General features: G+C 35.7%; 12 protein-coding genes. 7 read left to right on the top strand and 5 right to left on the bottom strand.

Annotation, left to right across the window (positions count from 1 at the left end; translation table 11 throughout):
• Nucleotides 1–4 precede the first annotated feature (4 nt).
• The 3 genes from DKK70_RS11915 to DKK70_RS11905 are packed head-to-tail and all read right to left on the bottom strand — an operon-like array spanning nucleotide 5 to nucleotide 1,459.
• Nucleotides 5–442: a DUF2509 family protein gene (locus DKK70_RS11915; RefSeq protein WP_110434212.1), complete on the bottom strand. Its 438-nt coding sequence runs from the start codon at nucleotides 440–442 to the stop codon at nucleotides 5–7.
• Entirely contained in the window at nucleotides 426–989 is a 564-nt protein-coding gene (locus tag DKK70_RS11910) for a prepilin peptidase-dependent protein (protein ID WP_110434211.1), read from the bottom strand. Before DKK70_RS11910 ends, DKK70_RS11915 begins: the two co-directional genes overlap by 17 nt.
• Entirely contained in the window at nucleotides 983–1,459 is a 477-nt protein-coding gene (locus tag DKK70_RS11905; RefSeq protein WP_110434210.1) for a prepilin-type N-terminal cleavage/methylation domain-containing protein, read from the bottom strand. The genes DKK70_RS11910 and DKK70_RS11905 overlap by 7 nt, the downstream gene beginning before the upstream one ends.
• Nucleotides 1,460–1,677: 218 nt before the next feature.
• Between DKK70_RS11905 and dapD the strand changes: the two genes are divergently transcribed.
• The 7 genes from dapD to DKK70_RS11870 all read left to right on the top strand — a co-directional run bounded on the left by dapD (nucleotide 1,678) and on the right by DKK70_RS11870 (nucleotide 12,567).
• Entirely contained in the window at nucleotides 1,678–2,502 is an 825-nt protein-coding gene (gene dapD, locus DKK70_RS11900) for a 2,3,4,5-tetrahydropyridine-2,6-dicarboxylate N-succinyltransferase (RefSeq protein ID WP_110434209.1), read from the top strand.
• A gap of 93 nt (nucleotides 2,503–2,595) precedes the next feature.
• A complete protein-coding gene (locus DKK70_RS11895; protein ID WP_034882710.1) occupies nucleotides 2,596–3,087 on the top strand; it encodes a YajQ family cyclic di-GMP-binding protein in 492 nt (163 codons plus the stop codon).
• Nucleotides 3,088–3,454: 367 nt separating this feature from the next.
• Entirely contained in the window at nucleotides 3,455–5,731 is a 2,277-nt protein-coding gene (gene bglX, locus DKK70_RS11890; protein WP_110434208.1) for a beta-glucosidase BglX, read from the top strand.
• A gap of 53 nt (nucleotides 5,732–5,784) precedes the next feature.
• A complete protein-coding gene (locus tag DKK70_RS11885; protein ID WP_110434207.1) occupies nucleotides 5,785–7,479 on the top strand; it encodes a sensor histidine kinase in 1,695 nt (564 codons plus the stop codon).
• Nucleotides 7,479–8,198, top strand: coding sequence for a two-component system response regulator BtsR (gene btsR / locus DKK70_RS11880; RefSeq protein WP_034882713.1), 720 nt, complete (start codon nucleotides 7,479–7,481; stop codon nucleotides 8,196–8,198). Before DKK70_RS11885 ends, btsR begins: the two co-directional genes overlap by 1 nt.
• A 289-nt stretch (nucleotides 8,199–8,487) precedes the next feature.
• Nucleotides 8,488–10,635, top strand: a complete 2,148-nt coding sequence (locus tag DKK70_RS11875) for a carbon starvation CstA family protein (RefSeq protein ID WP_375334987.1) — start codon at nucleotides 8,488–8,490, stop codon at nucleotides 10,633–10,635.
• A gap of 246 nt (nucleotides 10,636–10,881) precedes the next feature.
• Nucleotides 10,882–12,567, top strand: coding sequence for a bifunctional metallophosphatase/5'-nucleotidase (locus tag DKK70_RS11870; protein WP_110434205.1), 1,686 nt, complete (start codon nucleotides 10,882–10,884; stop codon nucleotides 12,565–12,567).
• Nucleotides 12,568–12,799: 232 nt separating this feature from the next.
• On the opposite strand, the gene DKK70_RS11865 is transcribed toward DKK70_RS11870, so the two are convergent.
• Complete coding sequence (locus DKK70_RS11865; RefSeq protein WP_110434204.1) at nucleotides 12,800–13,264, bottom strand: NfeD family protein; 465 nt, start codon at nucleotides 13,262–13,264, stop codon at nucleotides 12,800–12,802.
• 91 nt (nucleotides 13,265–13,355) lie between these two features.
• On the bottom strand, nucleotides 13,356–14,264 hold the full coding sequence (locus tag DKK70_RS11860) for an SPFH domain-containing protein (RefSeq protein WP_034882720.1): 909 nt from the start codon (nucleotides 14,262–14,264) through the stop codon (nucleotides 13,356–13,358).
• Between the last annotated feature and the right edge of the window lie 82 nt (nucleotides 14,265–14,346).

The raw sequence follows: 14,346 nt of genomic DNA, 5'->3' as shown, positions 1-14,346 counted from the left end.
TCTATTATTCACAATCAATCATCTTCTTTTCAGGACAATAATCTAACCAATGTCCCTTTTCAACAATAAGTTGGTTATCTTCAAAATGGGTTAACATATAAAGATAATAGTCATCAGCTTGGGCGCGTACTAAGGTATAGTTATCTACTTTTAATCGTGATTTTTTTATACATGCTGTTAAATGATATTGCGCATCAGATAAGCATTGCCACTCTTCGGTCGGAAGTTGCCAGATCTGCTGGGTTGCCCAATTTAAACTTGAGCTTGCTTGATTAAACTGACGATAGTGTTGAATTTCAATCAAATAACTCTTTTTTAACGAATCAACCGTCGTCTGAAAACCTGTTAATAATAGTAGCCCGACAATAGTTAAGATAATTACCATCAACAGTGTGCTAAAGCCAGCGTTTGATGTTCCGGTCTGATTACAATGGATTTTCATTTTTGATAATGGTTACCGTTTGATATTTAATTTTATTGTTATTTTTCAATTCAGCATTAATAGCTACCTCAAAATGATTGCTCTGTTGTTTGACTGAAAATTGGGTTATTTTAATGTCGTTAGGATCGAAGATTTTTTCCCAATTGCTTCCTTCACAACTGGCTGCACCTACCTTATACTCCAAATTATTTTTATAAAAACGATAGACGAAGATATCCGAGTTAGTCGGATTGAGACGATCATAAACCCAATCATTACGAATTTCGCTGTCATAGCGGAAAATGTAACAATTAGCGAGAGTATTAATTTCAATGGCTAGCTTCTTCATTTTTTCTGGTTGATTGGCGATAAATCCCGCACGTTTTAAATCTTTAGCGAAACTAGCCACTCCTTGGTGAATATTTTTTTGGAGATGAATATTAAGATTTTGTTGAAGCAAAACGAATTGTAACTTACTGTAAAATGTCGAGATGCCAATGAAAATGAGGCTAGAAATGCTAATACTTAACAACATTTCAAATAGCGAAAATCCATTTTGTTTCAACATGGTGGTAGTCCAGGCAAATAACTATTCTTCTTACAAAATCGAATTCGTCCACGATATGAAATGATAATTTGCGTGGTACCAACGGCGTTATATAATTCGATTGTACCTGTTTGTGCCATATTTTTCCTGCCCCAAAAGGAAATAGCTTTTTTATCAGTTAAATCACTTAATTCAACGGAATTGTTGGGCTTCATAAAATAGGCGGTACCTTCTTGGCAAGTGGCTGGTTTTTCGCCTTTACTGATACTCAAACACCAAGGTGTTAAAAAATAATAGACGTGAACGTTTTCGTTGGCATGGTAAGCTTTGGTTTGAACTTCTTCCAAAAAATAGGCTAATTGTTTAGTGGTGGTGAAGAGTTCATTACGCAGTTGTAAATCTTTCCAATGCTGTATACCGATTGAAGCTAAAATAGCAGCAATACAGATCACCAATAAAAGTTCTAGCAAAGAAAATCCACCGTTTTGCATTATTTTTTGTTATAAAATTTAACAAGAATTAAACTCTATCTTCAGATAATACAGGCGTATTAAATTTTGCTCAGCTTTTGTGAAAGTTATTCCAAATAATTTATCATTTTTGATAAATTGCAATAATGCGATAAACCACTTAAAAATAACCGCATATTATATTATACTGTTTGCCCAATTAAATTTGCTAACGGACTTAAAGTTAAAGGAAACGAGAAATGCAACAATTACAAACTATTATTGAGGCAGCATTTGAACGTCGTGCTGAAATTACACCTTCAAATGTTGATACAGTAACACGTGATGCAATTAATCAATGTATCGCTTTATTAGACAGCGGTAAAATGCGTGTCGCAGAAAAGATTAATGGCGATTGGGTGACTCATCAATGGTTAAAAAAAGCTGTGTTACTCTCTTTCCGTATTAATGAAAACCAACTTATAGATGGCGGTGCAACCAATTATTATGACAAAGTGCCATTAAAATTTGCTGATTATGATCAAGCCCGCTTCCAACAAGAAGGCTTCCGCGTCGTTCCATCTGCGATTGCACGTAAAGGTGCTTACGTTGCACGTAATACAGTGTTAATGCCATCTTACGTGAATATTGGTGCTTATGTTGATGAAGGTACCATGGTTGATACATGGGTAACTGTTGGCTCATGTGCGCAAATCGGTAAAAATGTTCATTTATCTGGCGGTGTTGGTATCGGTGGTGTATTAGAACCACTACAAGCGAACCCAACAATTATCGAAGATAACTGTTTTATTGGCGCACGTAGTGAAATCGTTGAGGGTGTGATTGTCGAAGAAGGCAGTGTCATCTCAATGGGCGTATTTATTGGTCAAAGTACCAAAATTTATGATCGGGCAACCGGCGAAGTTCATTACGGTCGTGTACCAGCTGGTTCGGTTGTGGTGTCAGGTAACTTACCAACTAAAGATGGTAAATACAGTCTCTATTGTGCAGTAATTGTTAAAAAAGTAGATGCTAAAACTTTAGGTAAAGTTGGCATTAACGAATTACTTCGTACTATCGATTAATCTTAATTATAAAGCCGCCGTAAATATTGTGGCGGCCACTAAAAGAGTTGTTTAGAATAATTAATACTTATAACGATTAGAAGAGGAAAATTTATGCCTTCTTTTGATATTGTGTCAGAAATTCAAATGCCAGAAGTAAAAAACGGTGTCGATAATGCGACTCGTGAATTGGCAACTCGTTGGGATTTTAAAAATGTCGAAGCATCTTTTGAACTCAATGAAAAAAATGAAACCATCAAGGCAACTAGCCAATCTGATTTCCAAGTCCAACAGCTATTAGATATTTTACGCGATAAGCTGGCTAAACGTGGTATTGATGGCGGTGCGCTAGAGATTCCAGAAGAGATGGAACATAGCGGAAAATTTTATAGCATTACTGTCAAACTAAAACAAGGTATCGATAAAGAGTTAGCTAAAAAGATAGTTAAACTAATTAAAGATAGTAAACTTAAAGTGCAAGCGCAAGTACAAGGCGAGCAGGTTCGTGTCACTGGTAAGTCACGTGATGATTTACAAGCGACAATGGCATTAGTTAAAAATGGTGAATTAGGACAACCTTTCCAATTTACTAATTTCCGTGACTAATCTATTTTGCTATTCATTATTATTGCTGACATGGTTTTAAAAATATTGTCTTGAAGACATAGTATTAAAGACATAGTATTAAAGACATTCTGTTAAAAACATTCTGTTAAAAACATTGTATTAATAACATTGTGTTAAAAACAAAGTGTTGAAAACAAAATTTGAAAAACTTTGCTCGGCAATTTTTATCTCTCTTCTCAATCAATCACCAAATAACTTTAGAAACGTACTTTTTTCAGATCTTTTTTTAAGAATAAATGCTTTAGACTTTATATTTCGGCTGGTTATTTTTAAAGAACAGGATTTTTTTAATTAAATACGTTATGCTATCGAGTTATCTATCCTCTTAACTATAAAATTACTCATTATGATGAAAAAATTAATTTTATTTTTCGTTTTTTCTATTTTTTCATATCCTTTATTAGCACAAAATCCCAATAATGAAGAAAAAAAAGTGTTTATTGATGACTTGATGTCAAAAATGACCATTAAAGAAAAAGTGGGGCAACTGAGGCTAATTAGCGTGGGTGGTGCTTTAACGCTAGACAAAGTTCTCGATCAAATTGAAGCGGGGGAAATCGGTGGGATTTTTAATACTGTAGTTGAGCCGGATCTCTCGCGGATGCAAGAAAGAGCATTAAAATCGCCCAACAAAATTCCCGTTTATTTTGGCTTTGATATTGTTCACGGTCATCGAACAGTCTTCCCGATTAATTTAGGCATTGCTGCCACTTGGGATCGTAATGCTATTGCTAAAACTGCTGAAGTATCAGCTGATGAAGCAACATCTGATGGACTTAATGTGACTTGGGCACCAATGGTTGATATTACCCGCGATCCGCGGTGGGGGCGAGTATCGGAAGGTTTTGGCGAAGATCCTTATTTAGCGTCGGAAGCCGGGCGGATTTTTGTCGAAAAAATGCAAAAACAGTCACTAGAGGATAAAAAATCATTAGTGACAACCGTTAAACATTTTGCGCTTTATGGCGCGGTTGAAGCCGGTCGTGAATATAACAGTACAGATATGAGTGAACGAAAAATGTTCCAAGAGTATCTAGTACCTTACAAAGCCGCGGTGGATGCTGGTAGCCGAGCAGTTATGGTTGCGCTTGTTAGTGTTAATGGTATTCCAGCTACGGCTAATCATTGGTTATTAACCGAAGTATTGCGTAACCAGTGGCACTTTGATGGCGTAGTGGTGAGTGATCACGGCGCTATTCGTGAATTGATTAATCATGGTGTGGCAAAAGATGCTAAAGATGCCGTTCGTCTTGCAATCCAAGCGGGTATTGATATCAGTATGAACGATGAGTATTTTTTACAGTTTTTACCAGAATTAGTTAATGAAGGTGCCATTGCAGAGGAGCAGGTGAACCAAGCTTGTCGCCATGTGTTAGAGCTCAAATATGATATGGGATTATTTAAAAATCCGCATCGAAATTTAGATCCTAATTTTGCTATTGAAGCCATGTTTGCCAATGATCGCCTACATCGGGTTGAGGCTAGAGATGTTGCTCGTCGTAGTATCGTATTGTTAAAAAATGATAATAACATTCTGCCTTTAGATAAAAATAAAAAAATTGCCGTGATAGGACCATTAGCTGATTCAAAACGTGACATCTTGGGCAGTTGGTCGGGTGCTGGTCGTGCTAATTTAGCGGTAACACCGTTGGAAGGGATTAAAAATGCGGTTGCTAATCCCAAATTAGTTAGCTCTGCATGGGGTGCTAATATCTCGGATGATCCTAACCTATATAAATTTTTAAATTTATATGGCGAGATGAACAAATTTGATCAAAGACCACCAGAGGAGATGATTGCCGAAGCCGTTGCTCAAGCTAAACAGTCGGATGCTGTTGTCCTATTTGTTGGTGAAGCTCAAGGCATGGCACATGAATCATCAAGCCGTACCGATCTGAATTTACCTGCTAGCCAAAAACGGTTAATTAAGGCATTAAAAGCGACCGGTAAACCACTAATTATTGCACTAATGAATGGCCGTCCTCTTACCGTAAAAGAGGAATATCAACAAGCTGATGCCATGCTAGAAACTTGGTTCCTAGGTACTGAGGGGGGCAATGCCGTTGCCGATGTTTTATTTGGAGATTACAACCCATCAGGTAAATTACCGATGTCTTTCCCTGATAATGTTGGTCAAATCCCAGTTTACTATAGCCATTTAAAAACCGGTCGACCACATGGTACCGTTAATATGGGTAAATACACTACATCTTATTTTGATAGCCCTAATGAGCCATTATTTCCATTTGGTTATGGCCTTAGTTATACTGATTTTGCTATAGATTTTTCATTATCCAAAAATGAAATGTCAGCAAATGGCGAAATCGAAGTTATTGCCAATGTCGAAAATATTGGCGAAAAACCGGGTTCACAAGTTGTTCAGTTATACTTGCAAGATGTTACCGCATCAGTAAGTCGTCCGGTAAAAGAGTTAATTGGATTTGAATCAATATCACTTAAACCACACGAAAAAGGCCAAGTGAAATTTGTTATTCAATATGACCAATTAAAATTCTGGAATGATAAAATGCAATATGTTGCCGAGCCCGGGAAATTTAATGTGTTTGTCGGCTCAGATTCCACAACTAAGAGTAAGCAATCATTTATTTTACTGGATAATTAAAGTTAGCAGCCTCCGTCGATTTGGCTCGGCGGTTTGGTGTCGTGGTTATTGTTATGTTTGAATTTGATCTGGTTTTACAGCTTTTACAACAGATGTGCGTGTATTTGGTTATTGCTTATCTATTAAGCAAAACTCCGATTGTCATTCCCTTAATGCAAGTTACCATCCATTTACCTCATAAATTAGTCTGTTACCTTATTTTTTCATTATTCTGCATTATGGGTAGCTATTTTGGTTTACATATTGAAGACACTATTGCCAATACTCGTGCTATTGGAGCCATTTTAGGTGGGTTGCTAGGTGGTCCAGTAGTAGGACTTTTAGTTGGCTTAACTGGTGGTATTCATCGTTATACCTTAGGCGGTATTACCGCTGAAAGTTGTATGATATCAACTATTTTGACTGGTTTAATTAGTGGATTATTCCATTATACCTTAATGAAAAAAGGTAGAATTGACTTAGTCTATAATCCATTCTTAGTGGGAGTATTAGGTGTTCTGGTCGAATCGTTAGAAATGATTCAAGTCTTATTAATATCCAGACCTTTTGATGTGGTTTTACATGCAGTAGGTAGTATTGCTGCACCGATGATTGTGGCTAATAGTATTGGTGCAGCCATGTTTATGCGAATTTTATTAGATAGAAGGGCGATTTTTGAACGCTATACCTCAGCTTTTTCCGCCAAAGCGCTTAAAATTGCCGTGAGTACCGAAGGTCTATTGCGCGAAGGCTTTAATCAGACAAATAGTACTAAAGTTGCAGAAATTATTTATCAAGAATTAGATATCGGTGCTGTATCAATAACCGATCGGGAAAAAATTCTTGCTTTTATTGGGGTTGGTGACGATCATCACTTACCAGGTACGAAAATTACTTCAAATATTACTTTAGAAGCGATTGAACAAAACGATGTTAAATATCTTGACGGTATACATCAACCTTATCAATGTTCAATCAATAAAAACTGTCGTTTAGGGGCAACTTTAGTTATTCCGCTGCGCGGTGAGAATAATAATGTAGTTGGCACTATTAAACTCTATGAAGCTAAAAATACGCTATTTAGTTCAATCAATAGAACATTAGGTGAAGGCATTGCTAGCTTACTATCCGCTCAAATACTTGCGGGTCAAAATGAGTACTACAAACAGTTATTATCGAAAACTGAAATAAAACTATTACATGCCCAAGTTAACCCCCACTTCTTATTCAATGCTTTAAATACTTTATTGGCTATCATTAGGCGTGATAAAGAACAAGCATCACAATTAGTGCAAAACTTATCAACCTTTTTTCGTAAAAACTTAAAACGTACCGACGAAATAGTAACGCTGAAAGATGAAATGGAGCATGTCAATGCCTACCTACAGATCGAAAAAATGCGTTTTATGGAGCAGTTAAGTATAAATTTTGATATTCCTCAGCAACTCGAAGATACGCAATTACCCGCATTTTCATTACAACCAATTGTTGAAAATGCCATTAAACATGGAACATCACAATTAATTAGTCAAGGCGAGGTAACCATTAGAGCCCATGCAGATGATCAAATTTTAATTTTAGAGGTTATTGATAATGCGGGTAATTATCGAGAAAATAAAAAAGATAATAAAGGACTTGGTCTTAATTTAGTAGATAAGCGAATTAAGATTCGCTATGGCGAAAACTATGGTATAAAGATAACCTGTAAACCTGATGAATACACTAAAGTAATGTTATCTTTACCTTTAATTAAGGATGTTGTGGTTTAATGTTAAATGTGATTATTGTTGATGATGAATTACTCGCTCGCGAAAATTTACGTTGTTTGCTAGATAAGGATAACCAAATTAATATTGTCGCAGAGTGTAATAATGCCATGGATGCTATTCGTGAAATTCATCGATTAGCACCAGATGTTGTGTTTCTAGATATCCAAATGCCGAAAATAAATGGTTTTGAAATGTTATCAATGCTAGATCCGCAAACTATGCCACATATTGTATTTTTAACTGCCTATAGTGAATTTGCCGTTAAAGCATTTGAAGAACAAGCTTTTGATTATCTATTAAAACCGATTGAACAAGATAGATTAAATAAAACATTATGTCGTTTACATAAAAAATGTCCTGCTGCTGATATAAACCAATTAGCAGGTGTCGATCAACAGTTGAAATATATACCTTGTATTGGTCATAATCGAATTTATTTGCTCTCCAATGACGATGTTTTTTATATTTCATCTAAAGTTAGTGGTATTTATGTTTTTAATCAAGATAACAGTGAATATTTCACAGAACTGACGTTAAAGACATTAGAAGATAAAACCTCCCTTATTCGTTGTCATCGACAATATTTAGTCAATTTAAAAAAGTTAAAAGAGATTCGTTTTAATGAAGCAGGTAGTGTTGATATTATTTTAAATAATGATGTAGCTGTTCCTGTAAGTCGTCGCTATTTAAAATCGCTTAAAGAGATATTAGGGCTATAACTATTTTATTGAATACTTTTTCATCGATACCGTTCACCCGCCATTTTTAACCGCTCATATAGTAGTTTGAACCTATAACCAAATTTCACATATCATTAAATTAACTAAAAAATTACTATACCCTTGAGCATAAAGTTAGCTTTATCTCATGATTAAAGACAACCAAATTCAAAAACAATTTGCAGTTAAGATCTATCAATTTTTTCTATCTTTGTAACTCAATAACCAAGTTAAAAAGATAGGAAAGTAGAAAGATGATATTAATGTTAAAGCGATAAAGAGAATTATTATGAATAATAGAATACTTAAGCATATACCTTGGGTCATTTTGGCCATCGTTGGTGCATGCTGTTTAGCAGTCATAGCACTACGCCGAGGTGAACACATTAGTGCATTGTGGATTATTGCCGCTGCGGTGTCTGTCTATCTAGTTGCTTATCGATATTATAGTTTGTATATCGCCAATAAAGTAATGCAGTTAGATCCAACACGAGCGACGCCAGCTGTGATTAACAATGATGGTTTAAATTTTGTGCCAACCAATAAATATGTATTATTTGGACACCATTTTGCCGCAATAGCGGGAGCAGGACCGCTTGTTGGTCCAGTACTTGCCGCCCAAGTAGGTTATTTGCCCGGCACACTTTGGTTATTAGCCGGTGTGGTATTAGCTGGAGCAGTACAAGATTTTATGGTGCTCTTTTTATCATCACGCCGCAATGGTTCATCTTTAGGTGAAATGATTAAAGAAGAAATGGGGCCAATTCCGGGAACAATTGCGTTGTTTGGTTGTTTCTTAATCATGTTGATTATTTTAGCTGTATTAGCTTTGATTGTTGTTAAAGCATTAGCTGAAAGCCCATGGGGTGTATTTACAGTCTGTTCGACCGTGCCAATCGCCTTATTTATGGGTATTTATATGCGATACTTAAGACCAGGCCGTGTTTTAGAAGTTTCAATAATTGGGATTGTATTACTAGTTTTATCTATCTGGTTTGGTGGTGTTATTGCTCATGACCCATATTGGGGACCAGCATTAACTTTCAAAGCAACCACTATTACTTTCACTTTAGTTGGTTATGCGTTAGTTTCTGCGATGTTGCCAGTATGGTTAATTCTCGCCCCACGCGATTATCTAGCCACTTTCCTAAAAATTGGGGTAATCGTTGGTTTAGCTATCGGTATTGTTATTTTAAATCCTGACCTAAAAATGCCAGATGTAACAAAATATGTTGATGGCACAGGTCCTGTTTGGAAAGGGGCTTTATTCCCATTCTTATTTATTACTATTGCTTGTGGCGCGGTTTCTGGTTTCCATGCCTTGATTTCATCAGGTACCACGCCAAAATTACTTGCTAATGAAACCGATGCGCGTTTTATCGGTTATGGTGCCATGTTAATGGAATCTTTCGTGGCTATAATGGCGTTAGTTGCGGCATCTATTATTGAGCCAGGTTTATATTTTGCCATGAATACACCACCGGCGGCGTTAGGAATTACCATGCCTGATTTACATAAATTAGGTACTGACGATGCCGCAATGATTATGACCCAACTACAAGATGTGACAGCTCATGCGGCTGCAACAGTGAGTTCGTGGGGATTTGTCATTTCACCAGAGCAAATTTTACAAACCGCCAAAGATATTGGCGAACCATCAGTATTAAATCGTGCCGGTGGCGCACCAACCTTAGCTGTTGGTATTGCACATGTGTTCCATCAAATTCTTCCTGGGGCAAATATGGGCTTTTGGTATCACTTTGGTATCTTATTTGAAGCTCTATTTATTTTAACTGCACTTGATGCCGGAACCCGTTCTGGACGTTTCATGTTGCAAGATTTATTAGGCAACTTTGTACCATTCTTGAAAAAAACCGATTCACTTGTTGCCGGCTTTATTGGTACTTTAGGATGTGTTGGTTTATGGGGATATCTACTTTATCAAGGTGTGGTAGACCCATTAGGTGGTGTTAAGAGCTTATGGCCATTATTTGGTATTTCCAACCAAATGTTAGCAGCTGTAGCGTTAGTATTAGCAACTGTGGTATTAATTAAGATGAAACGAGCTCAATATATTTGGGTAACCGTTATACCGGCAGTCTGGTTATTGATTTGTACTACTTGGGCATTAGCACTTAAACTTTTCAGCAATGATCCAAATCTAGAAGGGTTCTTCTATTTGGCTAATGAGTATAATCGTCGAATTGCCGAAGGTAGCGAACTAACTGCAAAACAGATAGATAATATGCACCACATTGTTATTAATAATTACACTAACGCTGGTTTAAGTATCTTGTTCTTAGTGGTTGTGTATAGCATTATCTTCTTTGGTATTAAAACAGCACTTAAAGTGCGTAATAATAAACAAAGAACCGATAAAGAAACCGCTTATGTACCTATTCCTGAAGGCGGCGTTAAAACAACCATGTCACATTAATCATAATAAGCAGAATGTTAAATGAAAATAACATTCTGCAATTTATAACAAAAACTTCCTAATTCCTTATATTTTGCCCAACAAAAGTAATTATAGTTGGGTCTTTTTTATCCCTGATTAACTATCTAGTATTTTAATAAAAGTTTTTAATTGAAAAATAATAATTTAGAATAATAAACTGTTTTTATCAAAATGATTTAGATTAATTAGGATGTTAATTTTTCATAATAGTGAAAGGATATAAGGATGTTAATTAGTAAAAACCGTGCTTTATTAAGTGGTTTATTGTTATTAGGTTGTGTTTTTCAGAGTGATGCAAAAGAAATTGCTGTCTCTATTTTAGCCACATCAGATGTGCATGGTCGAATGTTACCATGGGATTATGGAACAGATAAAGCAGACTCTTCTGGGTCTTACGCGCAGATATCTTCATTTTTAAAGGAGTATCGTTCTCAGCATGCTAATGTCATTATGGTTGATGCTGGCGATATTATTCAAGATAATCAAATTGAACGATTTTATAATGTGAAAGATCATCCCGCGATTGCCGCATTAAATGCTATGCATTATGACATTATGGTACTTGGTAATCATGAATTTAATTTCGGTATGCCGATTGTCGATAAAGTAATTTCTCAATTTAAAGGTCAATCTTTAGCGGCTAATATTTATTATAAAGATTCCGGTAAACCTTATTTACCCGCCACCACCATTATTGAAAAAGAAGGTGTTAAGATTGGCTTTATTGGGGCAACTACACCTTTTGTTCCAGAATATGAGAATAAAACAGGCTACGTAAATCAAATGGAATTTACTATGCCAATACCGGAAATAAAAAAGCAAATTGCCAATCTCAAACAACAATCAGTTGATGCCATTGTTTTAGTTACCCACATGGGGTTAGATAATGAAAACAATAAACCTGGTACTGGCGTTGCCGATGTGGCTGAGCAGTTACCTGAACTCGATGTAATTATTGCCGGGCATAATCATCAAAATATTAGTGAAAAAGTTATTAATAATGTTGTTATTACTGAGCCTCATCGCTATGGTACGGTAGTATCGGTGGTTGATCTTAAATTTGATATGGATGGCAATAAAAAAACATTAGTAGCGAAAAAATCGCAAACATTGCCAGTAAAAGCTTATCCAGCTGATCCTGAAATCGAAAAAATTTATTCGCCTTATCATCAACAATTAAGAGAAATTTCAAATCAAGTTATTGGTGAAACAGATCAAGATCTGGTACCGCAGGAGATAATACATGGTATACCTGCGGTTTATTTGCAAGAAAGTGGTTTAACTAATTTACTTAATTCTGTACAAATTTATTATAGCGGTGCGGATGTGACTGCTGTTTTAGTCGATAATAAAAAAGCGATATTAAATAAAGGACCAATTGCTCGCAAAGATATTGCTAACAATTATCAATATACAGCCGGTGAAACCTCTATTTTTGAGGTAACCGGCAAGGATCTTAAAGATTATATGGAATGGTCAGCGGCATATTTTGCGCAAGTACAACCAACTGATAAAAATTATCAATATGATCCTGTTCGTAGTGCATCTAAATATATGACTTATGATATGTTTGGTGGTGTTAAATATATTATTGATTTAAGTGAGCCAGTAGGAAATCGAATCAAAAATCTAACCCTATTAAATGGTAAAGTTATTACTGATAATATGAAACTCAAACTAGGTATGAATGCTTATCGTTATGAAATGTTGGTGAAAAAAGGCGGTCCATTAGAAGGGCGCAGAGTCGAACCAATTTGGAATTCTCGTACCGCTTTAGGTGATGAAGAAGGTACCATTCGTAATATGACCATTAAATATATTACTGATGTGAAGAAAGGCAAGATTACCGATGAATCAAATCACAATTGGCAAGTGATTGGTATTAATCCTAATCCTAATCCATCGAATTAGTGTATGCATTGTTATAGATTGATTTTACAATAGTTTTTTAATAATCGAATAATGACTGTTATAAGCATTTTGAATTTTCTATTAATGCTTAATTAAGCAAAAGGATTTTATACTGATAAGAATCAAACATAATTTGTTATAAAAAGAGTCTAGTAATCGATTTATATAATGGATTAAATTTTATAATGCAAAAAAATACGAGTCATTGACTCGTATTTAATTATGGATTCATTTATTTATTGAGAGGGGTTACTGTTAGTATTATGCCATCGACTGCCACAACTTCAACGGGTTGACCTACTTCTAGATCTTGATTACATTTTGCTGACCATGTTCCGTCTTTGATTTTTACGCGTCCAGAACCATTAATAATGGCATCGGTAACGAAGGTTTTAGTTCCGATTAATTCTTGTTGAGGTTGATTAATGGCTATCTTACTTGCTCTATCTTGACCTCTTTTTTTCAACCATAACCACCAAAGATAAGCGGATATTAGCGTAAAAATAGAGAACAAAATCCATAAAATTGGCCAAGATAAAGGTATCACCCAAGCAATCAAACCAACAACGATGGCTGCAATTCCACTCCAAAGCCCATATCCAGCAGTTCCTAATAATTCAATAATCAGTAAAATACCGCCTAAAGCAATAAAAACCCAGTGAGGATAGTCATAAATAACCGTTAAAAAATCAGTCATTGGTTGTTACCTATTATTCATTAAAATATATTTGCAATATCTTGCTAACTAATCAAAGAGTAGTTAGCAAGATCTACTTCACATAAACAAATTACTTAGAATTTTTAATTAATTCAGCAATACCGCCAATGCTACCCATAAGACTAGAAGCATCAAGAGGCATCATCACAACTTTACTGTTTTCTGATGCGCCGATCTGTTGTAATGCTTCAGTATATTTTTGCGCAACAAAGTAGTTGATCGCATTAATATTACCGGCGGCAATCGCTTCAGAAACCATTTGGGTTGCTTTCGCTTCCGCTTCGGCAGCACGTTCACGCGCTTCCGCTTGTAAAAATGCAGCTTGTTTTTCACCTTCTGCTTTTAAAATTTCTGATTGTTTTTCACCTTCAGAACGTAAAATAGCAGCTTGACGGATACCTTCAGCTTCAAGAATTTCCGCACGTTTGTTACGTTCGGCTTTCATTTGCGCATTCATGGCAGCGATAAGTTCTGCTGGTGGGCGAACGTCACGAATTTCGATACGGGTAATTTTAATTCCCCATGGGCTAGTTGCATCATCAACAATACCAAGCAGTTTAGAGTTGATATGATCACGTTGTGATAACATCTCATCAAGCTCCATACTACCAAGTACGGTACGAATGTTTGTCATCATTAGGTTAATGACGGCACGTTCAAGTTGATTAACTTGATAAGCGGCTCTTGCTGCTTCTTGTACTTGAATAAAGCAAACCGCATCAATTTGCACATTGGCATTATCCTTAGAGATGACCTCTTGCGATGGAATATCAAGTACTTGTTCCATCATATTAATTTTACGACCCACGCCATCCATAAAAGGAACAATAATATTTAAACCAGGTTCAAGGGTGTGGGTGTATTTACCAAAACGTTCGATAGTGTATTGAAAACCTTGAGGAACAATAGTAATGGTTTTATAAACGGTGACTAAGGCGAGTAAAACCACTACTCCGATAAGAATATAAAATATAGGCATAAATCAAAATCTCTAATTTTTATTGTGAATTTAAATGTAAAGATTATTTTAATCGGTATGAGGTAATTTGACAAACTATTAA

It is taken from the genome of Gilliamella apicola (genome assembly GCF_003202655.1).
GTDB lineage: Bacteria > Pseudomonadota > Gammaproteobacteria > Enterobacterales > Orbaceae > Gilliamella > Gilliamella apicola_R.
Note: the sequence above shows the minus strand (reverse complement) of the source record. Positions and strands in the feature narration are given on the sequence as shown.